The organism is Rhizobium sp. Leaf321 (assembly GCF_001423215.1).
Taxonomy (GTDB): Bacteria; Pseudomonadota; Alphaproteobacteria; order Rhizobiales; family Rhizobiaceae; genus Neorhizobium; species Neorhizobium soli.
This window is the reverse complement of the sequence record NZ_LMOF01000006.1, coordinates 1,080,075-1,103,864: the sequence shown is the minus strand read 5'-3', so window position 1 is coordinate 1,103,864 and position 23,790 is coordinate 1,080,075. Positions and strand designations below refer to the sequence as shown.

The window sequence follows — 23,790 nt, the reverse complement described above, 5'->3', positions numbered from 1 at the left end:
ATCAACATCCCGTTATGCCGGTTGAGATTAACCGCCGGCCGGCACAGTTAGGGCTCCCTGCCTTATCGCATCCTCCTGAAGCCGAGCCTCATCGACGTGTTTCATCTCGCCAAAGCCCTTCTGTGCCTCTACGTCGTCCTCCGCTTCCTTCTGCCGCTGCCGTGGCCCCGCTGGGCGAAGGGGTTGATCGCGGTCGTGCTGATGGTGGTGTTCCAGCACAGTCTGATCAGCCGGATCGTGTTCGGCACGATGTTTTCGCCTGAAGTGCCGCGGATGACGATGATCGTCGTCAACTGGATGGCGGGCACGATCCTGCTGCTTAGCATATTTCAGCTTGTGCTCGATCTGGTCTCCCTCGCCACGGCAGCACTTCGCCGTCGCCGGATCCGGATACCGGTCGGGCTGCGCTACGGGATCGGTGCACTCGCCATGTCGCTTGCGGCTTTTGCCGTCAATCAGGCAATCCGGGTGCCGCCGGTCAAGGAAGTCGAGATCCGGATCCCCGACCTGCCGGCGCAGTTTGATGGCTACCGGTTGATCCAGCTGACGGATCTTCACATCAGCCGGCTGTTTCAGGCGCCCTGGGTCGAAGAGACGGTAGCCAAGGCCAATGCCCAGAATGCCGACCTCATCGTCATCACCGGCGACCTGATCGATGGCGATCTGCAGGCCCGCAATCTGGATGTTGCCCCGCTTGCCAAACTGCGCGCTCCAGACGGCGTCTTCACCATTCCGGGCAATCACGAATATTACTTCGGCCATGACGACTGGATGCGGCAATACGAGACGCTTGGCCTTCGCACCATTTCCAACGGCCACGTGGTGCTGTCGCGCGGCGGTGCGCAGATGGTGCTGGCCGGCGTCAACGATCTCAACGCCACCCGGTTCGGCCTGGAAGGCCCTGACGTCGGCAAGGCGCTATCAGGTGCGCCAGCTGATGTTCCGGTCATCCTCCTCAACCACCAGCCACGCGATGCGAAGCTTTCGGCGGATGCCGGGGCCGATCTGCAGCTGTCCGGCCATACCCATGGCGGCATGATCTGGGGGTTCGATCGCCTTATCGCCCGCTTCAACAACGGCTTCGTGTCCGGTCTCTACGACGTCGATCAGATGTCGCTCTATGTCAATAACGGTACGGCCCTGTGGATCGGTTTTGCGCTGAGGCTCGGCGTACCCTCGGAACTGACCGTGATCACGCTGAGGCCGAAGTGAGTTGCGGCATCCGGTGAGCGGGTCGGTCGGAGCGGTCGCGCGACTGATCCATGCTTCACAGAAATGAATTGGCCGGGGGCTCTGCCTTGGTGTATCCCGCCAGCCAACGATAACAAATTGCCGGAAACGCCCTGATGGCCACCGATACCGTTCCCGTCGCCGCACAACCCGCGGGAGCGAAGAACGAGGACACGCCGCGCGGCTTTGCCTTCGGCATCACCGCCTATCTCCTGTGGGGCGTCCTTCCCTTTTACCTGAAAGCGGTCGCGCATCTTCCGGCGCTGGAAGTGCTGGCGCACCGCGCCATCTGGTCGGTGCCGATCGCCGGTCTCGTGCTGATCATTCTTGGCCGTACCGGGGATGTGAAGACCGCGATCCGGACGCCGCGCATGCTCGGCATGGCCTGCGTCACCGCCGCCTTCATCACCGCCAACTGGGGTATCTATGTCTGGGCGGTCTCGAACGGTCATGCGATCGATGCCGCGCTCGGCTATTTCATCAATCCGCTGTTCAGTATCCTGATGGCAGCGCTGGTGCTGAAGGAAAAGCTTTTGCCGATGCAGAAAGCAGCGATCGGGCTTGCCGTGGTCGGCGTCGCAATCCTCACCTGGGGTTCGGGCGGACTGCCGTGGGTGTCGCTGGCGCTGACATTTACCTGGGGTTTTTATGCCCTCTTCCGCAAGACGCTGCCGATCGGTCCGAACCAGGGGTTTTTCCTCGAAGTGCTGCTGATCAGCATTCCGATGCTGCCCTACCTCATCTGGCTGGAAGCGACGGGCCAGGGCCATTTCCTGAACGGTGTCGGCTACGATGCGGCCCTGCTTGCCTTTGCCGGTATAGCGACAGCCGTGCCGCTGATGATCTATGCCAATGCCACCAAGCTGCTGAAGCTGTCGACCATCGGCATCATGCAGTATATCGCACCGACAATGATCTTTCTGACCGCTGTGTTTATCTTCAAGGAGCCGTTGAGCGGCATCAAGCTCACCGCCTTCGTGTTCATCTGGTCGGCACTTGCCGTCTATACGCTGGCGATGCTGCGGGACCTTCGCAGCCGCTGACCGCCCATCAGGAGATTTCGTTCATGCAGATGTCAGATATCCCCTTCGGCACGACGGACTGGTCGCAGATTGAGCCGACCGTCCACAAGGGTGACACCGGACACTCGACCTGGCGCACCCGCCATTTCGGACCAATCCGGGTGCGGATGGTGGAGCATTCGCCGGGCTATCTCGCCGACCACTGGTGCGAGAAAGGCCATATCCTGCTGTGCCTCGAAGGCGAGATGACGACCGAACTTGCCGACGGACGCGTCTTCGTGCTGAAGCCCGGGATGAGCTATCAAGTGGCCGACAGTGCCGAACCGCACCGGTCCTCGACGACACTGGGCGCCAAGCTCTTCATCGTTGACTGAGGCTCGTCTCTAGCTTCTCTGCAGCGCGAGATGCGCGCCGAGACCGACCAGGATGGTCCCGCCTGCCCGCTGGGCAAGCTTCTGCGCCGTGCTCGATCGGTTGAGCCGTGCCATCACCAGGCCGGCAAGGGCAACGGCGAAAACATCGGCGATCGTGAAGATGATGCTGACAGCCAATCCCAGAATCACGAATTGAACCCAGACCGGAAACATTGCTGCGCTGTCGATGAACTGCGGCAGGAAGGCGAGGAAGAAGATCGCCGTCTTCGGGTTGAGAACCTCGACGACGATGCTTTCGGCAAATGCCTTTCGGGCAGATCTCGGTGTCTCCGCCTGCAGATCGCCGGCACCCGCAGCCTTCGCGCGAAACAGGGAAATGCCAAGCCAGATCAGGTAGATCGCGCCTGCAAGCTTCACCAGCGCATAAACTACTGGGACGGCGTGAAAGAGAACCGAGAGCCCGGCAGCTGCCGCAACGATATGGGCGTAGGATCCGAGATGGACGCCGAGCACCGCCATCATGCCGGCGGTGCGGCCGGCCGCGATCGTGCGGGCTGCCACGTAAAGCATCGCGGGTCCCGGAATGAAGGCGAAGACCGACGTCGTCACGAGGAAGGCGAACAGGATATTCCAGTCTGGCATGCGGTGCTCCTGTTCCATACCCTCGGCGGAAGCCTTAAACCCTAGAGTTTCGAGATGACGGCGGCTTCGCCCTTTGACGCGGCCTGCTGTTCGTCGCGGTCGAGAATGGCCGGCACGATGTCATCCACGTCAGGGATCACCATCGGCTGTACCAGATGCCCCCGGTGGATGAAGCCTTCCTCGCGCATATGGGTGACGAGCGACAGCATCGGATCCCAGAAACCGCCGATATTGGCAAACACCATCGGCTTCTCATGACGGCCGAGCTGGCCCCAGGTCATGATCTCGACGATCTCTTCCAGAGTGCCGATGCCGCCCGGAAGTGTGACGAAGGCATCGGAGCGTTCGAACATCTTGTGCTTGCGCTCATGCATGTCCTTGGTCACGATCAGTTCGTCGAGCTGGCCGAGCGAATGGCGGGTTGCCTCCATATCGACAAGAAAGTCCGGAATGATGCCCGTGACCTTGCCGCCATGCGCCAGAACGCCTGCGGCAACCGCACCCATGATGCCCTTGGTGCCGCCGCCATAGACCAGCCGCAAACCGTGGGCTGCAATGGATTTTCCGAGCGCGCGGCCGGCCTGGATATAGGCGGGATCGCGCCCCGGCTGCGAGCCGCAGTAAACGCATATGGATCGTATTGGCACAGTTTTCTCCATCAGGCACTTCAAAGGGTTGGCACGCGACGCACCAACCACGAGATTTGGCTGGAAATACTGCGCAGAGCAAGGCTGAAACACTGGTAAAGCTTGTTATGACTAGAGGAAACGGATAATCCGGAAAGACGATGGAGGGTCCATCGGGAAAAGGCTTTGCTCATGAAAAACCGCGCCGGTTGGCTCGCTCTGGTCGTACTCGCCATCGCATCGCTGCTGATGGTCTTTTTCGTGCTGCCGCGGATCAATCATGATGCCAAACCGCTCGGCGATGCGATCAACGCTGCCGGCGATGCGGTCAAGGACGCGGTCGAGAGCACGAAGCAGGCGGTGAAGCCGACAGACGCACCGAATTCTCCGGACGCGCCGAAGCCGCAGGAGCAGGCATCCGTGCCCGCGACGACGCCGGCCGCTCCCGTATCTCCCCCGGCAACCCCTTCCGCTCCGGCAGCGCCCTCCGCTCCGGCCGCACCCGCAGTAACAGCTGCACCGAGCGCGACAAGCCCGGTCACCGCCCAGCCGAACGCTGCCCAGACGCCAGCCAAGCCCGCCTTTGACGTGCTGCGCGTCGAGCCCGACGGTTCGGCCGTGATTGCCGGCCGCGCGCTGCCCAATTCGACACTCGAAATCTCCAGTGGCAACTCGGTCGTCGCCAAGATCGACGTCGGCCCGAGCGGCGATTTTGCAGCCGTTCTCGACAAACCTTTGCCGCCGGGCGATCACCAGCTGGTTCTCAAGGCCACCGGCAAGGACGGCAAGACGGTCGTCTCGGACGAGACCGCGACGGTCTCCGTACCCAGCGATCCGAAGACCGGCAAGCTGCTTGCCATGGTGACGACGCCGGGCAAAGCGAGCCGGGTCATCGCGACGCCGAACGCGTCTGCGCCTGCCGCACCGAATGCCGCGACATCACCGACACCCCCTGGCCCTGACGCTGCGCCGTCCACTGCAGGCCAGACGGCTGCGGGTCAGTCTCAGACGCCAGCCGTCAATCCGGCCTTGCCGCAGTCATCGTCGCAGATCGCATCCAGCGCGCCAAACGTCTCTGCTCCGTCCTCGACCGCGGCGCCCGACGCGACGCCTGCGCCGGCTGGAACACCGGATTTGCAGATCACCGCCGTCGAGCTTGAAGGCTCAAAAATCTTTATCGCCGGCATCGCCCGCTCGGGTGTCACGGTGCGCGGTCTTGTCGACGGCGAGCCCGTCGGCCAGTCGCGCGCAGGCGGAAACGGCCATTTCGTCATCGAGGGCAACACGCAGCTTTCGGTCGGCGATCACCGGATCAGCGTCGAGGCACTGAACGGTGCCGGCCAGCGCACCGTCATGGTCGAGGTTCCGTTCAACCGTCCGGCCGGCGAACAGGTGGCGGCAGTCGCAGCCCCCGCAGTTTCAAGCCCGATGTCGACGATCGATGGCGGCGCCTTCGAGAAGCTTCGCAACGAAGTGGTACGCGCCTTCAACCTGCTGCAGAACCTCTACGCCGACGGCAAGGTGCCGAGCGGCGAACAGATGGCGGCGGCACGTTCGTCCACATCGATCACGCTCAAGTCTTTGACCGAATACCGCCTGCCGGCCGACGCTTCCGTTTCCGCCCGCTCCGTTGCCGACAATGCCGCCAAGGATGCAGCGTCAGCACTTGCCGCACTCGACAAGGTTCCAAACGACGTTGCCGCCGTTGGCGCAGCCCTCAAGGACCTCGGCGCCAGGATCGCCCGCGCCGTCGGGCCCGCCATGGCACGGCAGATGGATGGTGGCAACGAACAGGAGATGGCCGGCACGCCGGCTGCTCCCGCCACCGGCGTCGACGGCACAAAGACGTTCCAGCAGGCGCCACTGACGCAAAGCGAACGCAACTCGGTGATCATCCGACGTGGCGATACGCTGTGGCAGATTTCGCGCCGGATGTATGGCCAGGGCGTGCGCTACACGACGATCTACCTCGCCAACGAGGATCAGATCCGCAACCCCGACATCATCCAGCCCGGCCAGATCTTCGGCGTACCGGAGGAGTTCCGGCCGGATTCGGAAGAGCTGCACCGCGAACGGATCCAGCATCGGAAATGATGACGCGGCCCCAATTCTCCTGAAAACGACTTAAAACCGCAGGGCCAATGCTTCGGGTTCCCCAATCTCCACATTGCTGTGCTCATCACGGGAATGCGGGGAGGTTGAGCTTCACGTCGCGGCGGCGGCTATCGGTGCAACACTCTGCAGAAAAACAGACTTACGACCGATCGCCGATCATCAGTTGCGACGGCGTGACTGCCAGTGAATGGGCGGCAACGTGCAGTGAAAGACTGTTGCGCTCGACAAGTGCTGTGACCGTTTCCAGTATATTCAGATGCGGTACATGCTTGACCACCGTATAGGCAGTGAAAGCCGCGCCGGCCGAGGCTCCCCACAGAAGAGTGCTCAGGGCAGTCGCAACGGCAATCGTCTTGAAGCGCATGATATTCCTCCCAATGCGAGCTTCCCTCGAATAGCCAGACCTCCTCCGCCTCGCAATTCGGACTTATACACTCCGTAGTCATACCTACTTTCGACCGATGAGGCCAGATGAGGTTTCATGCGAGTTTCATTTGCAACATGGCCCTGCGCAGCCTATTTGCCGGGAAGGCGTTTCTTCGCCCTCAGATTCAGGTAAAATCCATGGCAGCAAAAAAGAAGACCGTATCTGCGGATAGCGGCAATCCCTTCAGCACACTCGTCAACCTGTGGCCCTATATGTGGCCGGTCGGACGCGCGGATCTGAAAGCGCGCGTCATCTGGGCGACGGTGTTTCTGCTGCTGGCAAAGCTGGTGCTCATCTCCGTCCCCTATTTCTTCAAGTGGGCGACGGATGCGCTAAACGGCAAGCTCGACATGGCGGGCATCCTGCCGGTCTTTCTGCTGGGCGCCGTCGTGCTGGTCGTCGCCTACAACTTTACCCGCATCCTGCAGGTGGGTCTGAACCAGCTGCGTGACGCGCTGTTTGCCTCGGTCGGCCAGCACGCGGTGCGCCAGCTTGCCTACAAGACCTTCGTGCACATGCATCAGCTTTCGCTGCGCTTTCACCTGGAACGCAAGACCGGCGGCCTGTCGCGCATCATCGAACGCGGCACGAAGGGCATCGAAACGATCGTTCGTTTCACCATCCTCAATTCGGTGCCGACGGTGATCGAATTCCTGCTGACGGCGATCATCTTCTGGGCCGCCTACGGGTTCGCCTACCTCGCCGTCACGGCTGTTACGGTTGCCGCCTATATCTGGTTCACGATCAAGGCCAGCGACTGGCGCATCTCCATCCGCCGGACGATGAACGACAACGATACCGAGGCGAACACAAAAGCCATCGATTCGCTTCTGAACTTCGAGACCGTGAAATATTTCGGCAACGAGGACATGGAAGCAAAGCGCTTCGATTCCTCCATGGAGCGCTATGAAAAGGCGGCGACCGACGTCTGGACCTCGCTCGGATGGCTGAACTTCGGCCAGGGCGTGATCTTCGGGCTGGGACAGGCCGTGATCATGATCATGTCGGCGCTTGCAGTGCAGCGCGGCGACCAGACGATTGGCGATTTCGTGTTCGTCAACGCGCTGCTGATGCAGCTCGCGGTTCCGCTTAACTTCATCGGCTTCGTCTACCGCGAAATCCGCCAGGGGCTGACCGATATCGAGCAGATGTTCGACCTTCTTGAAGTCGAAGCAGAAGTCGTGGACCGGCCGGACGCGAAGGATCTTGTCATAGGACAGGGACCTGAAAAAGGCGCCATCGCCTTTCGCGACGTGCAGTTCTCCTATGATCCGGCACGACCGATCCTCAAAGGCATCTCCTTCGACGTGCCGGCCGGGAAGACGGTGGCGATCGTCGGCCCTTCGGGTGCTGGTAAATCCACCATTTCGCGCCTGCTCTACCGCTTCTACGATATCCAGGGCGGATCGATCACCATCGACGGCCAGGATGTGCGCAACGTGACGCAGAAGTCGCTGCGCTCGGCCATCGGCATGGTGCCGCAGGATACGGTCCTGTTCAACGACACGGTCGTCTACAACATCCGCTACGGCCGGCCGGGTGCCTCGGATACCGAAGTCCAGGCGGCGGCCGAGATCGCTCAGATCGACCGGTTCATCAAGGCTCTGCCGGATGGTTATGAGACAAAGGTCGGCGAACGCGGGCTGAAACTCTCGGGCGGCGAAAAGCAGCGCGTGGCGATTGCCCGCACGGTTTTGAAGAGCCCGCCGATCCTCATTCTCGACGAGGCGACCTCGGCGCTCGATACGACGACCGAGCACGAGATCCAGTCCGCACTCGATCTCGTTTCGAAGAACCGGACGACGCTTGTCATCGCCCACCGCCTCTCGACGGTTATCAATGCCGACGAGATCATCGTTCTGCGCGACGGCCAGATTGCCGAGCGCGGCACCCATTCGGGGCTGCTGCAGCAGGAAGGCCTCTACGCCTCGATGTGGAACCGTCAGCGCGAGGCGACGGAAGCGGAAGAGCAGTTGAAGAAGGTGCGCGAGAACGACGATCTCGGCATCGTCCGTCGCGGCGCACCTGCTGCTGAGTAACGGCAGCAGAATAACAGGAGAACAGCATGAGACGATATACGAACAGGCGGATGCTGGTACTCGGCGGTATCGCCATCATCTATATGCTGGTGCTGGTCTTCTACGGCTCGCCTCTGCTCGCCTTCTCGACCTGGATGGGCTGGGTAGACCCTGAGGCGGTTCGCTGAGGCGAAGATTTCTGTGGCAATGCACCGCGTCTGCGAGTGTCAGAAGACGAGGATGGGCCTTCGGGAAACTGACGCGTCAGGGATAAACCGCGTTCAAGCAGAGGTCGCTGGGCGCTTCAAACGGTGTATTCCGTCAATTATACCGGGAAGTTGTATGACGTCATGGGCGCATCGACGGAACCGGATTGCCGCAAATAGGGTTTTTCTATAGGCAGGCAGCACAGACCATTGAGGAGAACCAAGGGTTGATCAATCTTTTCGACACCATCCGCAACACGCTCGTGCCGATCCACAAGGAAGGCTACGTTTTCGTCGTCATCTTTTTCGTCGTCTCGCTGATCCTCGGCTACTTCGCCGAGCCGCTGTTCTGGATCGGACTGGTACTGACGCTCTGGTGCGCCTACTTCTTCCGCGATCCGGAACGGGTCGTACCGCAGGATGACGATCTCGTCATCAGCCCTGCCGACGGCCGCGTCAGCCATGTTGCTCTGGTCGTGCCGCCAGCCGAACTGGATCTCGGCATCGAGCCGATGCTGCGCATCTCGGTCTTCATGAACGTGTTCGACTGCCACATCAACCGCGCCCCTGTTCGGGGCCAGGTGACACGCATCGAGTACCGCGAAGGGCAGTTCGTCAACGCGGAACTCGACAAGGCGTCCAGCGACAACGAGCGCAACGGGCTTGTCATCGACACCCCACACGGCCGCGTCGGCGTTGTACAGATCGCCGGTCTTGTGGCACGCCGCATCGTCTGCTGGGTCAAGCCAAACGAGCCGGTTAGCGCCGGTGAGCGCTTCGGCCTGATCCGCTTCGGTTCGCGCCTTGACGTCTTCGTTCCGGCCGGTGGCCAGGCGCGCGTCGTGGTTGGCCAGAGAGCGGTCGGCGGCGAAACCGTATTGGCCGAATTCGGCTCCACCAAGGGACCGACCATCGGCCGTCGTGCCTAACTAAACGCAAGGAGATCATCTGATGGAGACGCCCGTCTCGCCGCCGGAACAGAACCATACGACCGACGAGGCCCGTGGTCCGCGCCTGCGCGAGATCCCGGTCCGCCTGATGATCCCCAACCTGATCACGGTGCTGGCGATCTGCGCCGGCCTCACCGGGATCAGACTTGCCTTCGAGGGACGGTTCGAGCTCGCTGTCGCGATGGTGCTGCTGGCAGCCTTCCTCGACGGGATCGATGGTCGGATCGCACGGCTTCTGAAGGCAACGTCGAAATTCGGCGTACAGATGGATTCGCTCGCCGACATCATCAATTTCGGCGTCGCGCCCGTTCTCGTTTCCTATGCCTTCCTGCTCGACGGAGCGAAATCGTTCGGCTGGATAGCGGCACTTCTCTATGCAATCGCGGCTGGCCTGCGGCTTGCCCGGTTCAACGTGATGGAAGACCGCGGCATCAAGGCTCCCTGGCAGTCGGAGTTTTTTGTGGGCGTTCCGGCGCCCATGGGTGCGCTTCTGGTGCTTCTGCCGGTCTATCTCGGCTTTCTCGGCGTCGAACAGACGAAGTTCTTCGTGTATGCCAGCGTTCTCTACACGCTGTTGATCGGCTTCTTGTTGGTCTCGCGTCTGCCGGTCTGGTCGGGCAAGTCGGGCCGCATCCGCCGTGACTTGATGCTGCCGATCATGCTTGTGGCCGTTCTCTATGTCGGCCTCTTGATGAGCTACACCTGGGAAATCCTAGCAATCACCGCGATTGCCTATCTCTGTGTTCTGCCGTTTTCTGCCCGTGCGTGGAAAAAGCGTTATGGCACGATCACCATCGAGGACGAGCGCACGCACGTCTAATCGTCCTGCCCTTGCGACTGATGCTGCGGCGCACAGGAATTGTTGCGTCGCAGCCCCAGCTTGCGGCAAGTTGGCGCGTCCATTCTTTCTCTATCGCATCGTAAAGCCGCAGCCATGATTCCGCCCGGATTGGCGGCGAAATGCGCCGGCCCGCCCTTGAGCGGAACAGAGATTCGTGAGGAGACAGACGTGAGCAGCGAAACCAACAAAACCAACATCGAGACCAAGCCGGACCTCTCCAGCCATTACCGTCCGCTCGGCCTCAAAGCCGTTGCTGCTGCGGCGATGATGCTGAAGCGCAAGCCAACGCTCAGCCCGGCTCGCTGATCCGTCTCAGGCGCCGCGTAGGAAGCTTATGAGAAGCCCGAGCGCAAGCAACCCCATGACAACGCCGATCAGGCCATCCAGCACCCGCCACGCGGCGGGTCTGGCAAATAGCGGCGCCAAATAGCGGGCGCCGTAGCCGAGGCCGAAGAACCAGGCGAAGGATGCGATCACCGCGCCCGCGCCATAGGCTACCCTTTCCGGACCTTGATAGGCCGCAGACAGGCTGCCGAGCAGCACGACCGTATCGAGATAGACATGCGGGTTTAGAAATGTGAAGGCGAGACAGGTCATCACCGCCGCCTTCAGTGCCATGCTCTCAGGCGCGCCAGCGACCATGGCACCGGGCTTTACCGCCCGCCGGAATGCCATGGCCGAATAGGTGGCGAGGAACAGCGCGCCGCCCAGCGTCACCACCGAGATCAGCAGCGGCGATTGCGACACGATCGTTCCCAGCCCGCCGACGCCGGCTGCAATCAGCAAGGCGTCGGATATTGCACAGATCAGGCAGAGCACGAAGACATGGCTGCGGATCAGCCCCTGGCGCAGGATAAACGCATTCTGAGCGCCGATCGCCACGATCAGCGAGCCGCCCAGCGCAAAGCCGGAAAAACCGGCGGATATCAGGTTCATAGGGAGATCCGTTCAGGACGTGATTCGATGGCTGGATGGTGTGACGCGGTCGGAACGGATCAAAACAGCGACATCTGGCCGCTGCTGCCGGATGCCTTTGGCGGCTTCTCCTGCGGCTGTGCCACCGCGACCGGTTTCTGCAGATCCTTGCCCATGTTGGACACCTTGTTGACCAGATCTGATACCGGAAACGCCTCGAAGAAATCGTCCTGTACCGGCCGCATCAGATCCGCCACGTGGCGTGGCTCACCGTTCTTGCAATCCAGCCAGCGCTCGAAATCCTCCGGCGCGATGACGACGGGCATGCGGTCGTGGATCGGCCGCAGGGCGTGATTGGCAGCAGTCGTGAGGATCGCCGCGGTATCGACTTCCGAGCCATCGGCAGATGCGTAGGTTTCCATCAGTCCCGCAAAGGCGATGACGCCACCATTCTTCGGGCGGATCCAGAAGGGCTGTGAGGGCAGTCCCGTCTCCTTCGGGGGCCGGCGCCATTCGTAGAAACCGGAGGCCGGAATGAGAACGCGGCGGTGACGCATGGCGGCCCGGAACGACGCCTTTTCGGCCGCCGTCTCGGAGCGCGCGTTGATCATCAGGGGAAAGTCCTTGATATCTTTGACCCAGCCCGGAATCAGGCCCCACCGGGCAAGTACGGCGCGACGCGGCGGAAGATTGCTGCCGGGCTTCACATGCTCGTTCTGCATGACGATCAGGATCGGCTGCGTCGGGGCAATATTGTAGCGGGCCGGGAAACCTTCCTCCCCCAGCGCCTGCATGACCTCCAGAATTTCCTCAGAAGTCGCCGTCAGGGCGTAGCGTCCGCACATGCGAGATTAGATGGCACTGGGGTAGGCAGACGTCAAGCGGATCAGGCGCTGCGGGGACCGAAGAGGATGATCGCGCCGCCGAGGAGGCACACGGTGGTGCCGATCAAGTCCCAGCGGTCGGGCATCCGGTTCTCGACGCCAGCGAGCCAGAGGATGGAGGCCAGAATGTAGATCGATCCATAGGCGGCGTAGGTCCGCCCGGCCGCGTCGCTTGGCACGAAGGTCAGCACCCAGGCAAACAGCGCGAGCGACACCATACCCGGCACCAGCCACAGAGCCGGCTTTTCCAGCCGCCACCAGGCCCAGAAGGCAAAGCAGCCGGCGATCTCGAACAGGGCGGCGAGCGAGTAGAGGAGATAAGTTTTCATGCTGTCCAGCCGTTGAGGTTCACCGGCATGGTTCGGGCCGTGTCATGCCGTGAGAGAGGGTTTTTGCGCGCGACATGATATGTCCTTGATGGGCGGCTATTCCCGCCTACACTATCCTGACCTTATCGCTCTTCAAAGCTTCAGCAGTCCATGACAACAGCCACGCCCTCCCCGCAAGCCGCGTCGTCGGCCATTCTCGAACGTGACGGCAAATTTCTGCTGATCCGGCGATTGAACCCGCCCTCGGCCAATCTGTTTGCCTTTCCAGGGGGTCGGGCCGAGCCCGGCGAGACGCCATCGGAGACGGCGGTGCGGGAATTCTTCGAAGAGACCGGCATCGCTGTGCGCAATCCGACCCTGTTTGCCACCTACGACCTTAAGAAGGACAAGGACGACAACCGCCATTTCTCGCTCTCGGTGTTCCGTGTCGAAGCGGACCCCGAAGGAGAGGCGATTGCCGCCGACGATGCGGCCGATCCGGGATGGTATTCGGTCGAGGAGATCCGCAATCTTCCCGTGCCTGCGAGCGTGCTGGAATGCGCCGAAAGGCTGGCGGCGGAACTGAAACGCGGTTAGGAGTTCGTATGCACCGCCTGATGTCTTTCCTCACGTCTTCCCACCGATTCGCGATCGTTGCTGCGATCGCGCTGAGTTGTGCCGCCGCGCCGGCTGGCGCCCAGTCGCAGAAAGCACCGTCGAAGCAGGCGCCGTCTGCGACAACGGCCGCGCCACAGACGGAAACCGAATCAAAACCGGCTCCGTATGATTCGCAGATGATGCGGCTTGCGGAAGTGCTGGGATCGGTCACTTATTTGCGGTCGCTTTGCGGTGCAACCAGTGACGATTGGCGCGGATCCATGCAGAAATTGCTGGATTCTGACACCGCCAGCGAGCCTAAACGGCGGGAACGCTTGACCGCCGCCTACAACCGCGGCTACCGCTCGTTTGCCGCGGTTCACACGTCCTGCAATGAACCCGCACGCATGGCTGAGGAACTCTACCGTGCCGAAGGCGCAACACTTGCCGCCGAAATAGCCAGTCGCTACGGAAATTAGCGGTTTATTTACCTCTTTTGACCTCAAGCCGTGTCGTTTTGATAAAAGGCTGATAAAGTTCTTAATGGGTCAGTAATTGATACGGGTACCGAGGATCAAGAGTATGCAGACAGGCCGCAACGAAATCGATGACATGATCGTCCACGAGAAGATGCAGGCTGCGTTGGAATATCAGAATGAAGCCTGGGCCGATGGCCGTGCCGATGGCATCGAGGCTGAAATCATTGCTGATGTCGCGATGGCCTGTGCCATTCGCGAGACGATCCGCCTGCTGGGCGAAACCGGCGCCGAAGCACTGCTGGATTCGCTGAAGAACCGCATGCTGGCCGGAGAGTTTTCGCCGGAACGGATCGTTCAGTAATCTCGCACATCCTTATCAGGCATCAAGAAAAGCCGAGAATTCCCCTTCGGAAGGCGGCCGGAATGCATATCATGACAAACTTCAACGGTCTGCGTCTGGCGCTTGCCGCAACATGTTTTTGCGGCTTGCAGGTTATGGCACCGGCTTCCGCGCTGGCGCTGAGCACCACAGCGCAGAGTGAAACAGGCGGCAGCAAGCCATCGTCCGGCGTCATGCAGGCTTTCGAGGGCCCGCAAGTGCCGGCGACCGGGTCAGCCCAGGCGCCCGTAGCAGCGCCCGCTGCACCCGCCGCCGGCCAGCCAACGGCTGCGGCGACCGACACGATCCAGGCCGACGTCATCCGCGACATGACCACGCTGCCGGAGCCTGTCAAGAAAATGCGCGCCGCCTTGATCGAGGCCGCAGCCTCCGGCGATATCGAACGGCTGAAGCCGCTGACCAATCCCGGCCCGAACCAGACCCAGGTTATGGACTATCAGGGCGACGATCCGGTCGGCGCGCTGAAGAACTTTTCCGGCGATCCAGACGGCCAGGAAATCCTGGCGATCGTCATGGACCTTCTCTCCGCCAGCGCCGTGAGGCTCGAGGCGGGGCAGCCGGAAGAGGTTTACGTCTGGCCGTATTTCGCCGGCAAGTCGATCTCTGCCCTCACCCCACCCGAGCGCGTCGACCTGCTGCGGATCGTCACGGCCGGCGATATGATCGGCATGGAAGAAAACGACGCCTATAATTTCTACCGCATAGGCCTGTCGCCCGACGGCCAGTGGAAGTTCTTTACCGGCGGCGACTGAAGCTTGCGGCACCGCGACTGCACTTGTTCGCGCGGTCGGGAGGGCTTACCTGTCGGGTTCGACTTTCCGGCTCAACAATCGGACCTTCCGCCATGCCCGCCGTCCATCTTTCCTCGCGCCAGCTGATCCGGGTTTCCGGTGTCGATGCACGCGAGTTTCTCCACAGCCTGATCACGACAGATATCGAATCCCTTCCTGAACGGACGGCCCGTCCCGGCGCGCTTTTGACGCCGCAGGGCAAGATCCTGTTCGACTTCATGATCTCCCGTGACGGCGACGATTTCCTGATCGAGACCGATGCCGCCCAGCGCGACGCGCTGATGCGCCGTCTCACCATGTACAAGCTGCGGGCGGCCGTGACGATTGCAGCCGACGATGCCGATGGCGTGACGGTAACCTGGGGCGACGGTTCGGTTACTGGCGCGGCGGATGCGGCGTTTGCCAAAGCCGGCGTGACTTTGTCGCGATATCCGGGAAAGCCCGAGGGCATCGCGATCGACGCGTCGGAAGCCGAGTACGAGACGCTGCGGGTCGCGTCCGGCATTCCGGCTTCCGGCTTCGACTATGCCCTGCAGGATGCCTTTCCGCACGACGTTCTCCTCGACAAGACCGACGGGCTGTCGTTCCGCAAGGGTTGCTATGTCGGGCAGGAAGTCGTCTCTCGCATGCAGCACCGTGGCACGGCACGGCGGCGTGTCGCGCTCGTCACAAGCGAGACTGCCCTGCCCGTCTCAGGCACGGACATCATGGCCGGTGGCAAGCCGGTCGGCACGCTCGGATCCGTCTTGGGTAACAAGGGGCTTGCAATCGTGCGGATCGACCGGGTCGGCGATGCGATCGCCAATGGTATTCCCCTGACGGCGGGCGATGTGACCGTCCTTCTCTCGCTGCCGGAATGGACCGACCTGTCGTTCCCGACAGCGACGCAAGAGGCCGAGCCGTGAGCGGATCGAAATCCATGCGGGCCTGGCAGCGGATGCTTTCCGGCCGTCGGCTCGACCTGCTGGACCCCTCTCCGCTCGATGTCGAGATTGCCGATATCGCCCACGGGCTTGCCCGCGTTGCGCGCTGGAACGGCCAGACCAAAGGCGACCACGCGTTTTCGGTGGCGCAGCACAGCCTCATCGTTGAGCAGATCTTCTCTCGCACCAATCCCGATGCCTCCAGCGAGGCGATGGCGATGGCGCTGTTGCATGACGCACCCGAATACGTCATCGGCGACATGATCTCGCCCTTCAAGTCGGTGGTCGGCGGCGGTTACAAGGCGGTCGAATTGCGGCTCGAGGCAGCGATCCACATCCGCTACGGTCTCCCGCCGCATCCGACCAAGGAGCTGAAGGTGATGATCAAGAAAGCCGACACCGTTGCCGCGTTTTTCGAAGCGACCGAGCTTGCCGGGTTTTCCGTCACCGAAGCCCAGAAATTCTTCGGCGTGCCGCGTGGCATAACCCGAGACATGCTGGAACTGAAGCCGATGCCGGCGCTGGATGCTCAGGCGCGCTTTCTCGAGCGCTTTCATGCGCTTGAAGCCGATCGCGGTGTGACGGCATGAGCCGGATCATCGTCTGTCCGCTCGACAAGATCGCTGAACTCTCGGTCCGCCACGGCGCCCGTGAAATGGTGAGCCTGATTGCCGAAAAGCAGGATTTCCACCGGCCTGCCGTGATTGCCGCCGCGCGCCACCTGAAACTCAAGATGAACGATATCGGCTTTGCCGGCACCGGCACTCTGATTGCGCCGAGCGAGGCGCATGTGGAGCAGCTGATCGCTTTCGTCAAAGACTGGGACCAGTCCGCACCGCTCGTCGTGCATTGCTGGATGGGCGTGTCCCGCTCTCCGGCAGCGGCCGTCATCGCGTCGCTGGCACTTTATCCTGAACAGGACGAGGTCGAGCTGGCGACAAGGCTGCGCAAGGTCGCGCCGCATGCGACGCCGAATACAAGGCTGATTGAGATCGGCGACCGTCTTTTGCAGCGTGACGGACGGCTTGTGCAGGCGATCAAGCGGATCGGGCGCGGCGCTGAAACGGATGGTCGGGCCTCGTTCGTGCTGCCTGTTACGGCACAGGCCGAAATCGAAAACCGCGCGTCCTGATCCCCTGCGGCGGGTGAGAAACGTCGCTCCGTTTGCCTTGACCTGACAGTCACCCGCGCCAATTAGCCTCCTCTTTACAGCAAAGGATCAGGCCCCGAATGGAACAGGCATCGGCTTTCGTCGTCGCAACTCGTACGGCACTCTCACAGCTCACAGCCCTCGGCATCCAGTATTCATTCTCGGTCATCGGCGCCATTCTTCTTCTGATCGTCGGATGGGCCGCCGCCCGCCTGCTCAGTCGCTGGGCGCACAACGGTCTGTCGCGGGTGAACGGCATCGACGCAACGCTGGCGCAGTTCTTCTCCAACATCATCCGTTACGCGGTGCTGATCATCGTCGTGGTGATGGTGCTCGGCCAGTTCGGCGTCCAGACGGCATCGGTCCTTGCGGCACTGGGCGCGATCGGCCTCGCGGTCGGTCTTGCCCTGCAGGGCACGCTGCAGAATATCGCAGCCGGCATCATGCTTCTGGTTCTGCGCCCGTTCCGCGTCGGCGAATCGATCGAGACTGGCAATGTCAGCGGCACGATCGTCGATGTCGGCCTGTTTGCAACCGAGCTTCGCACCGCCGAAGGCGTTTATCGCCTGGCGCCGAATTCGACGCTTTGGAACGTGCCGATCACAAACTATTCGCGCCTGCACACGCGCCGGCACGAGATCTCGGTGACGCTGTCGGCCGACCAGAGCCTCGACGAGGCCGAAGCCAAGCTCAAGTCGATCGCCAAGGCGGAAACGCGGGTGGAGAGCAACCCGGCACCGACCACCTATCTTGCGGATTTCGATGCCGGCAGCGCCAAGCTGACACTGCGCTACTGGATCAAGAGCGCCCAGTGGTGGGCGGTCAGCCGAGACATGACCAAGGCCGTCAAGCTTGCCTTCGACAAGGTGGTCGAGGAAGAGGTGCCGGCCGATGCGCAGGACGAGGGTCCGGCGTCATACATCCCATAACGGTATCGACGGGGAGATCGGCTTTTCTTTGCGGACCAATGGTATAACGTCCGCTGACCTTCTCAACCGAGCCCGCTAGCATATGATCCTCCAGCTTCTGCTGATCGTTCTCATTCTCTCCCTCGTCGTCTCGCAGCGAAAGCTGTCGGGCCGGGTCGCTTCGCTGGAGAAAGAACTTTCGGATGTCCGGGCGCGCCTGCTGACCGGCGTTCCCGTCACTTCCGAGGTGGTCGTGTCGCCCGAGACGGCACTTGCCGATATCCGCACCGAAGCCGCGGCTGACATGGTCGAAGACACGGACCTTGCAAAGGCTGCAGCAGAACCATCGAAGACCGAAGTTCTGGCAGAGATCACGGCGCCCGAGGTGAGGACGTCCGATCAGGCAGCCGAAACACCACCGCTCCCCGCGCCCGCTCCGCGCTTCCGCCGTGAAAATCTGGAAAGCTATCTCGGTGCTCGCTGGCCGGTCTGGGTGGGTGGCGTGGCACTCGCCTTTGGCGGCATCTTCCTTGTCCGCTATTCGATCGAAGCCGGTCTGCTCGGCCCCGGTGCCCGTCTGTCGCTGGCAGCGATGTTCGGCTTGGTGCTAATCGCCGCCGGCGAGCTGGTGCGCCGTCGGGCAATGCCCAAGATGTCGGAGCTCTACGCCAATGCGATGATCCCCGGTGCGCTGACGGCCGCCGGCAGCATCACGCTGCTGGGCGCGTCCTTCGCGGCCTACGCCTTTTACGATTTCATCGGCTCCGGCACCGCCTTCATGCTGATGGCCCTGATTTCGTTAGCAACAATCGCGCTGTCGCTGCTGCACGGGCAGACGCTGGCCGGGCTTGGCCTGCTTGGCTCGCTGATCACGCCGCTTCTGGTGACGACCGACGACCCAGACGTCAACGCGTTGTTCCTGTTTCTCGGCGTGAGCTGGCTGGCATTGAACGCCGCCTCGCGCATCCGCCGCTGGACCGTGGTGCCAATGATCGCCAATTTCGGGATCGGCCTCTGGGTTCTCGCCTACACGTCACAATCGCTGCCGATCGACATGATGCCGCCTTCGCTGGTGCTGCTCATGATGATTGCCGGAACGATCCTCATCTGGCCCGGCCGCGTTTATACGCGCGGCTCGACAGGAAGCGGCGGCTGGCGGGCGCTGCTGAAGAGGCCACCGCTGCGGATCACCCTGTCGTTATCAGTCACGGTCGCGATTTCGGCGCTTGTCATGCTGGTCGCCACGCCTGGGGGCTCTCTTCATCCGCTGTTCGTCTTCGTCGCCCTGATCGGCGCGCTGGCCGCCGTCGGCAGCAGTCGCAGCTACGGGGTGTGGACGGTCGTGGTTGCAGCGCTCGCCGCGCTTGCCGGTATCGCGACCGTTGCGTCGACATTGCTCGCCTATGTGATGCCCGAACCGGTGACCGGCACAACCGCGCCTGTCGTTGCCGCTTTCGGCCACGAGATTGCAGGCTTCCTGCTCCTCGGCGGCATCTTCACGCTGCTCGGGGCCGGGTTCCTCAGGCGCTTCCGTCATGAGGAACCGACGTTTTCGGTACTCTGGTCCTTTATGATGGGGGCAATGCCGGTCACGATCGGGTTCATCTCGTTTCTGAACTTCGGCAATTTTTTCCGCGACTGGACGCACGGCCTCTACGGCATCGGCATCGGACTTGCGATGCTCGCGGTGGCGGAGTGGCTGTTTCGCGGACGTGATGAAAGCGATGGCGACGGCATCGATTGGCCGGCAAATATCGCTGTGCTCGGCTCCTTCGCGGGCTTCACGCTGGCACTGCACGCGCTCACCAACGGCATCGTCACGACGATCCTTCTCTCCGGTCTCGGCTTTGCCTATCTGATGGCGATGCGAGTGCGGACATGGGCTGCCCTGCCCTGGATGATGGCGGCGGCAATCGCGATCGTGTTCGGTCGCATCGCCTGGCAGCCGACGCTGGTCGGGCCGGACAGTCTCGGCACGACGCCGTTCTTCAATGCGCTCCTGCCGGGCTACGGCGTTCCGACCCTGCTCGCGATCATTGCGGCCTGGATGCTGCGCAAATCACCCGATGTCCGTGTCCGCAACGTTTTGCAGGGACTGGCATCGCTTGCAGCCCTGCTGACACTTGCCGTGCTGATACGCCACGCGATGAATGGCGGCGTGCTCGATGCCCGTACGCCGACGCTTGGCGAGCAGTCGATCTACACGCTCTTGACGATCGGCTTCTCCGGCATTCTGATGACGCTCGACCTGAAGAGCCCGAGCCCCGTCTTCCGCTACGGCTCGATGATCGCGGGCGCGATCGCGACGGTGAACGTGCTCTCGGCGCATGTGTTTGCGCTCAATCCGTTCTTTTCAGGGGAAAGCACCGGCTCCTGGCCCGTCCTCAACCTTCTGCTGCTCGGTTATCTTCTCCCGGCGCTCGCCTATGGACTGACCTCGTACTTGGCGCGCGGCCGGCGGCCAGCGCCCTATGTGGCGATGCTCGCCGTCTCGGGCGCCCTGCTCGGCTTTCTCTGGGCGACGCTTTCGGTTCGACGCTTTTTCCAGGGCCAGAATATTGCCCAGTGGAAGGGCTTTCTCGCTTCCGAAACCTATGCCTATTCTGTGGTCTGGCTCCTGATCGGCATCGGCCTTCTGGTAGCGGGCTCGAAATGGAACGCCAAGAGCCTGCGGCTTGCTTCTGCAGTGCTGGTGCTGGTGTCCGTGGCGAAGGTCTTCCTGATCGACATGGCCAATCTCGAAGGCATTATGCGGGCCCTGTCCTTCATCGGGCTGGGGGCAGTTCTGATCGGAATCGGGCTTTTCTATCAACGGATTCTGGTCAACAAGAACGACACATCTAATACAGACGATTCTCACGAACACTCGTAGAAACCAAGCATGACCGCGTCACTCGCAGAAGCCTTTTCGCCCCACCAGGATCTGGCCAGAAGCCTCATTCCGCATGCCAGTGCTGGCGACGATGGAAGCCACGATCTGGCTCACATCGCCCGCGTCTTCAAAAACGCGATGCGCATTCATCAACACGAAGGCGGCGACGGGCGGGTGCTGGCAGCCGCGGTGCTGCTGCATGACTGCGTTGCGGTGGAAAAGAACTCGCCGCTGCGGAACCAGGCGTCTCGTCTTGCCGCGGAAAAGGCGGCGGGCATTTTGGGCGAGATGGGTTGGAGCGATACAGAGATCGATGCGGTCTCCCATGCGATACTCACCCACAGTTTTTCGGCAAATCTCGAGCCGCAGACGATCGAGGCGAAGATCCTGCAGGATGCCGACCGGCTCGATGCAATCGGCATAATCGGTGCGGCACGCTGTTTCTACATTGCCGGGCGGATGGGTTCCGCGCTTTACGATCCGGCCGATCCTCTCGCCAAGCATCGACCGCTGGACGACAGGACGTTTGCAATTGATCATTTCGAGACGAAGCTGTTCACGCTCGCCGACGGCTTCAAGACGCAGGCCGGCCGGCAGGCGGCAAACGAACGACACCAGCGTCTGAAAAGTGTTCTCGACCTCTTTCTCGATGAAATTTGAGGAAAAGCCATGCATGTCAGCGAGATCAACTACTACCCCTTGAAGAGCGGCCGCGGCATTTCGCTGACTGAGACGCAGATGACGTCCACGGGCATACCCGGCGATCGCAGCTTGATGCTGGTCGATACCAGGGGGCATTTCGTCAACCAGCGCGATCTTCCACAAATGGCGCAGTTGCAGGTCCTGCCCGACACGGACGGGTTCCGGTTTTCGATGGAGAGCAAGGGCGAGATCACCGTCACCCGGCCGCCGGGTTACCGGCGTACCGATGTGGTCGTTTGGAATTCGATCGTCAGCGCCGCGCTGGCCGACAAGGATGTCAACTCGACCCTTTGCGACTGGCTGGGCTGCGACGTGCGGCTTGTTTTCTTCGATGAACGTTCGAAGCGGACCGCAAGCGACGACTGGGCAGGACCCGATACGCCGGTCACATTTGCCGACGGATACCAGGTCCTGGTCACGACCACCGGCTCGCTCGAGGCGATCAATGCCGACATGGAGAAGCATGGAGAAGGCGCCGTCGGGATGGACCGGTTCCGCGCCAACATCGTCATCGACGATGGGGACGCCTTTGGCGACGACCATTGGGAGGCGATCGAGATCGGCGGCGTTCGTCTCGATCTCGTCAAACCCTGCGCCCGCTGCATCATGATCACCCAGGATCAGGTGACCGGTTCACGGGATGTCGCCAACCCGATGCCGGCACTCGGTCGCCTGCGCATGTCGGCCGACCGGCGTGTTCCCGGCCCGCTGTTCGGATGGAACGCCGTCCCGCGCGGTGGCGGCATGATCGCAATTGGTGACGACGTGAAAGTGGTCTCGACACGCGGCGCGTGGGCCATCAAGCAGCGGTAAAGAACAGTGGCCATGTTGTTGTCTGGCCGCGTCCCCTTACCGGACTTGAGAACTGTCGTGAGCTTACCGCGCCAGGCGCATTGCCTGGCCCTGGCAATCCAGCACCTCGTCGATGGCGTGACCAATTTTTTCGATCAGTTCCTGCAGGTTCGGGTTTTCCGGATCGAGAAAATCGCCAACGAAGGCGACAACATTATCCGCCGTCAAAGGAAAACCGCTGATGCTACACTTCAGGATTGCCTGGTTTGCAATCGTGGTCGCGGTGATGCGCTCCAGAAATTCGTTTCGCTGGTCTTCCGTCATCCCAGTGAGCATCGTTTCTCCTGATTTGCTTGCCCAAGTCTAACTCAACCTTGAGAACATATGTTCCAGTCGCCAGTACGGGGAAGACCTCAAGTGCAGGTCTCCAGAACTATTTGCAGTTTCTCATATACCTTTTTCGGATCTGAAGGTTCCCTCTGACGGCACCGCATGGCAGACATGTCCAATCGGCGTTTGTTGACAAAGGTCAAAACCGGTCAAGAACACCGATCTCACAAACGTAGGGCGTCACGGCGGCGCTTGCGCGCTCCGCACTGGAATCGATCACCATCATGACATCTCGGTCTACGGGACTTCTCTTCGCGTTGACTGCTGTCATTATCTTCGCGGTTCAGGACGGCATCTCGAAACACCTGGGCGGCGCCTATCCTCCCATTTTCGTGGCGATGATCCGCTACTGGGCCTTCGCAGGTTTCGTGCTCATCGTGGCCGGTCGCTCGTCCGGCGGTGTCAAAGGTGCAGCGTCCGCGAACAGGTTGTGGCTGCAGATTGCCCGCGGGGTCATTCTGGTTTTCCAGATCGCGCTGTCGATCTTCTCATTTGCCGAGGTCGGTCTTGCGGCCACCCATACGATCTTTGCTGCGACGCCACTGCTCGTTGCCTGCCTTTCGGTGCCCTTGCTTGGCGAGAAGGTCGGGTGGCGGCGCTGGACCGCGATCGGCGTCGGCTTTGCCGGCATCCTGATGATCATCAATCCGCTGCATGCAACATTCGATTTCCGGATCGTCATCCCGCTGATCGGCACCACGATGTTTGCGCTCTACTCGGTGCTGACCCGGCTCGCGAGCCGCACCGACACGGCCGATACCGCGTTTTTCTACACGGGTATTGCCGGTGCTGCGGCGATCACGCTGGTCGGTCCGTTCTACTGGTCGCACATCACGCTCTCCGACTGGTTCTGGATGCTGACGCTTTGCATTACCGGCATGACCGGGCACTATCTGCTGATCCGCGCCTACTCGCTCGTCGACGCCGTCGCGGTACAGCCGATGTTCTACGTACAGTCGGTGCTCGTCTGCCTGATCGGTGTGATGCTGTTTGGCGAGATGATGACCATCAACATGGTGGCCGGGTGTGCGATCGTCATCAGCGCCGGCGCCTTCACGCTCTGGCGCGAATCGCGGCTTGGCAAAGTCCCACCGCCCCCGATCGAGCCGCCCGGCGCGCTGTAGAAAAGGCTTTGTCGCATCAGCTGTTGTGATGCATCGCGTCAGGAAAAGTCGTTTCCCATTTCACACCTGCGCGGCTATGGATAATGCCTGATTTCAGGAGGCAA

28 protein-coding genes are annotated in these 23,790 nt (G+C 61.6%); 21 read left to right on the top strand and 7 right to left on the bottom strand.

Features of this window, described 5'->3' with window-relative positions; genetic code table 11:
- Positions 1 to 96: 96 nt before the first annotated feature.
- The 3 genes from ASF70_RS11655 (at position 97) to ASF70_RS11645 (ending at position 2,626) form a co-directional block, all read left to right on the top strand.
- Complete coding sequence (locus ASF70_RS11655) at positions 97 to 1,212, top strand: metallophosphoesterase (RefSeq protein ID WP_062579826.1); 1,116 nt, start codon at positions 97 to 99, stop codon at positions 1,210 to 1,212.
- A gap of 134 nt (positions 1,213 to 1,346) precedes the next feature.
- Positions 1,347 to 2,273, top strand: coding sequence for an EamA family transporter RarD (rarD, locus tag ASF70_RS11650; RefSeq protein ID WP_062453363.1), 927 nt, complete (start codon positions 1,347 to 1,349; stop codon positions 2,271 to 2,273).
- Positions 2,274 to 2,296: 23 nt separating this feature from the next.
- Positions 2,297 to 2,626, top strand: a complete 330-nt coding sequence (locus tag ASF70_RS11645; protein WP_062579824.1) for a DHCW motif cupin fold protein — start codon at positions 2,297 to 2,299, stop codon at positions 2,624 to 2,626.
- 9 nt (positions 2,627 to 2,635) lie between these two features.
- On the opposite strand, the gene ASF70_RS11640 is transcribed toward ASF70_RS11645, so the two are convergent.
- Both ASF70_RS11640 and ASF70_RS11635 read right to left on the bottom strand, forming a co-directional pair.
- Positions 2,636 to 3,268: a LysE family translocator gene (locus ASF70_RS11640; RefSeq protein ID WP_062580240.1), complete on the bottom strand. Its 633-nt coding sequence runs from the start codon at positions 3,266 to 3,268 to the stop codon at positions 2,636 to 2,638.
- A 41-nt stretch (positions 3,269 to 3,309) separates the two neighbouring features.
- Positions 3,310 to 3,930: a TIGR00730 family Rossman fold protein gene (locus tag ASF70_RS11635; RefSeq protein WP_062580238.1), complete on the bottom strand. Its 621-nt coding sequence runs from the start codon at positions 3,928 to 3,930 to the stop codon at positions 3,310 to 3,312.
- A gap of 156 nt (positions 3,931 to 4,086) precedes the next feature.
- Between ASF70_RS11635 and ASF70_RS11630 the strand changes: the two genes are divergently transcribed.
- Positions 4,087 to 5,988, top strand: a complete 1,902-nt coding sequence (locus tag ASF70_RS11630) for a LysM peptidoglycan-binding domain-containing protein (RefSeq protein ID WP_062579822.1) — start codon at positions 4,087 to 4,089, stop codon at positions 5,986 to 5,988.
- A gap of 160 nt (positions 5,989 to 6,148) precedes the next feature.
- On the opposite strand, the gene ASF70_RS11625 is transcribed toward ASF70_RS11630, so the two are convergent.
- On the bottom strand, positions 6,149 to 6,373 hold the full coding sequence (locus tag ASF70_RS11625; protein WP_062453367.1) for a hypothetical protein: 225 nt from the start codon (positions 6,371 to 6,373) through the stop codon (positions 6,149 to 6,151).
- A gap of 200 nt (positions 6,374 to 6,573) precedes the next feature.
- Here ASF70_RS11625 and ASF70_RS11620 point away from each other — a divergent pair, with 200 nt between their 5' ends.
- The 5 genes from ASF70_RS11620 to ASF70_RS24335 all read left to right on the top strand — a co-directional run bounded on the left by ASF70_RS11620 (position 6,574) and on the right by ASF70_RS24335 (position 10,757).
- Positions 6,574 to 8,475: an ABC transporter ATP-binding protein/permease gene (locus tag ASF70_RS11620; RefSeq protein WP_062579820.1), complete on the top strand. Its 1,902-nt coding sequence runs from the start codon at positions 6,574 to 6,576 to the stop codon at positions 8,473 to 8,475.
- A gap of 26 nt (positions 8,476 to 8,501) precedes the next feature.
- Positions 8,502 to 8,642, top strand: coding sequence for a hypothetical protein (locus ASF70_RS23970; RefSeq protein WP_156461813.1), 141 nt, complete (start codon positions 8,502 to 8,504; stop codon positions 8,640 to 8,642).
- Between the two features lie 245 nt (positions 8,643 to 8,887).
- A complete protein-coding gene (locus tag ASF70_RS11615) occupies positions 8,888 to 9,589 on the top strand; it encodes a phosphatidylserine decarboxylase (RefSeq protein ID WP_199864750.1) in 702 nt (233 codons plus the stop codon).
- 22 nt (positions 9,590 to 9,611) lie between these two features.
- Positions 9,612 to 10,430: a phosphatidylcholine/phosphatidylserine synthase gene (locus tag ASF70_RS11610; protein WP_062453369.1), complete on the top strand. Its 819-nt coding sequence runs from the start codon at positions 9,612 to 9,614 to the stop codon at positions 10,428 to 10,430.
- A 189-nt stretch (positions 10,431 to 10,619) separates the two neighbouring features.
- Complete coding sequence (locus tag ASF70_RS24335; protein ID WP_165699869.1) at positions 10,620 to 10,757, top strand: hypothetical protein; 138 nt, start codon at positions 10,620 to 10,622, stop codon at positions 10,755 to 10,757.
- 6 nt (positions 10,758 to 10,763) lie between these two features.
- Here ASF70_RS24335 and ASF70_RS11605 read toward each other — a convergent pair whose 3' ends face one another.
- The 3 genes from ASF70_RS11605 to ASF70_RS11595 are packed head-to-tail and all read right to left on the bottom strand — an operon-like array spanning position 10,764 to position 12,579.
- A complete protein-coding gene (locus ASF70_RS11605) occupies positions 10,764 to 11,387 on the bottom strand; it encodes a LysE/ArgO family amino acid transporter (RefSeq protein WP_062579818.1) in 624 nt (207 codons plus the stop codon).
- Between the two features lie 59 nt (positions 11,388 to 11,446).
- Positions 11,447 to 12,211 carry an SOS response-associated peptidase gene (locus ASF70_RS11600; RefSeq protein WP_062579816.1) on the bottom strand — a complete coding sequence of 255 codons (765 nt, stop codon included), beginning with the start codon at positions 12,209 to 12,211 and terminating at the stop codon, positions 11,447 to 11,449.
- Positions 12,212 to 12,252: 41 nt separating this feature from the next.
- Positions 12,253 to 12,579 carry a YnfA family protein gene (locus tag ASF70_RS11595; RefSeq protein ID WP_062579814.1) on the bottom strand — a complete coding sequence of 109 codons (327 nt, stop codon included), beginning with the start codon at positions 12,577 to 12,579 and terminating at the stop codon, positions 12,253 to 12,255.
- 150 nt (positions 12,580 to 12,729) lie between these two features.
- On the opposite strand from ASF70_RS11595, the gene ASF70_RS11590 reads away from it, so the two are divergent.
- The 11 genes from ASF70_RS11590 to ASF70_RS11540 all read left to right on the top strand — a co-directional run bounded on the left by ASF70_RS11590 (position 12,730) and on the right by ASF70_RS11540 (position 22,193).
- Positions 12,730 to 13,155 carry an NUDIX hydrolase gene (locus ASF70_RS11590; protein WP_062579812.1) on the top strand — a complete coding sequence of 142 codons (426 nt, stop codon included), beginning with the start codon at positions 12,730 to 12,732 and terminating at the stop codon, positions 13,153 to 13,155.
- Between the two features lie 8 nt (positions 13,156 to 13,163).
- Entirely contained in the window at positions 13,164 to 13,634 is a 471-nt protein-coding gene (locus ASF70_RS11585) for a TIGR02301 family protein (protein WP_244474014.1), read from the top strand.
- A 103-nt stretch (positions 13,635 to 13,737) separates the two neighbouring features.
- Positions 13,738 to 13,995 (top strand): hypothetical protein, encoded by a 258-nt coding sequence (locus ASF70_RS11580; RefSeq protein WP_062453374.1) that lies wholly within the window; start codon positions 13,738 to 13,740, stop codon positions 13,993 to 13,995.
- A gap of 62 nt (positions 13,996 to 14,057) precedes the next feature.
- The gene (locus tag ASF70_RS11575) at positions 14,058 to 14,786 is read left to right on the top strand and encodes a hypothetical protein (protein WP_062579810.1); all 729 of its coding nucleotides are present in this window, start codon (positions 14,058 to 14,060) and stop codon (positions 14,784 to 14,786) included.
- A 92-nt stretch (positions 14,787 to 14,878) separates the two neighbouring features.
- Positions 14,879 to 15,730, top strand: a complete 852-nt coding sequence (locus ASF70_RS11570) for a folate-binding protein YgfZ (RefSeq protein WP_062579809.1) — start codon at positions 14,879 to 14,881, stop codon at positions 15,728 to 15,730.
- Complete coding sequence (locus ASF70_RS11565; RefSeq protein WP_200943538.1) at positions 15,727 to 16,338, top strand: HD family hydrolase; 612 nt, start codon at positions 15,727 to 15,729, stop codon at positions 16,336 to 16,338. Before ASF70_RS11570 ends, ASF70_RS11565 begins: the two co-directional genes overlap by 4 nt.
- A complete protein-coding gene (locus ASF70_RS11560) occupies positions 16,335 to 16,880 on the top strand; it encodes a tyrosine phosphatase family protein (protein WP_062579805.1) in 546 nt (181 codons plus the stop codon). The genes ASF70_RS11565 and ASF70_RS11560 overlap by 4 nt, the downstream gene beginning before the upstream one ends.
- A gap of 98 nt (positions 16,881 to 16,978) precedes the next feature.
- Positions 16,979 to 17,827, top strand: coding sequence for a mechanosensitive ion channel domain-containing protein (locus ASF70_RS11555; RefSeq protein ID WP_062579803.1), 849 nt, complete (start codon positions 16,979 to 16,981; stop codon positions 17,825 to 17,827).
- A gap of 82 nt (positions 17,828 to 17,909) precedes the next feature.
- Entirely contained in the window at positions 17,910 to 20,678 is a 2,769-nt protein-coding gene (locus ASF70_RS11550; RefSeq protein ID WP_062579801.1) for a DUF2339 domain-containing protein, read from the top strand.
- Positions 20,679 to 20,687: 9 nt separating this feature from the next.
- Positions 20,688 to 21,338: an HD domain-containing protein gene (locus tag ASF70_RS11545; RefSeq protein WP_062579798.1), complete on the top strand. Its 651-nt coding sequence runs from the start codon at positions 20,688 to 20,690 to the stop codon at positions 21,336 to 21,338.
- Between the two features lie 9 nt (positions 21,339 to 21,347).
- Entirely contained in the window at positions 21,348 to 22,193 is an 846-nt protein-coding gene (locus tag ASF70_RS11540) for an MOSC domain-containing protein (protein WP_062579797.1), read from the top strand.
- Positions 22,194 to 22,256: 63 nt separating this feature from the next.
- On the opposite strand, the gene ASF70_RS11535 is transcribed toward ASF70_RS11540, so the two are convergent.
- On the bottom strand, positions 22,257 to 22,508 hold the full coding sequence (locus tag ASF70_RS11535) for a hypothetical protein (protein ID WP_139283842.1): 252 nt from the start codon (positions 22,506 to 22,508) through the stop codon (positions 22,257 to 22,259).
- 278 nt (positions 22,509 to 22,786) lie between these two features.
- Between ASF70_RS11535 and ASF70_RS11530 the strand changes: the two genes are divergently transcribed.
- Complete coding sequence (locus tag ASF70_RS11530; protein ID WP_062579794.1) at positions 22,787 to 23,686, top strand: DMT family transporter; 900 nt, start codon at positions 22,787 to 22,789, stop codon at positions 23,684 to 23,686.
- The last annotated feature ends 104 nt before the right edge of the window (positions 23,687 to 23,790 follow it).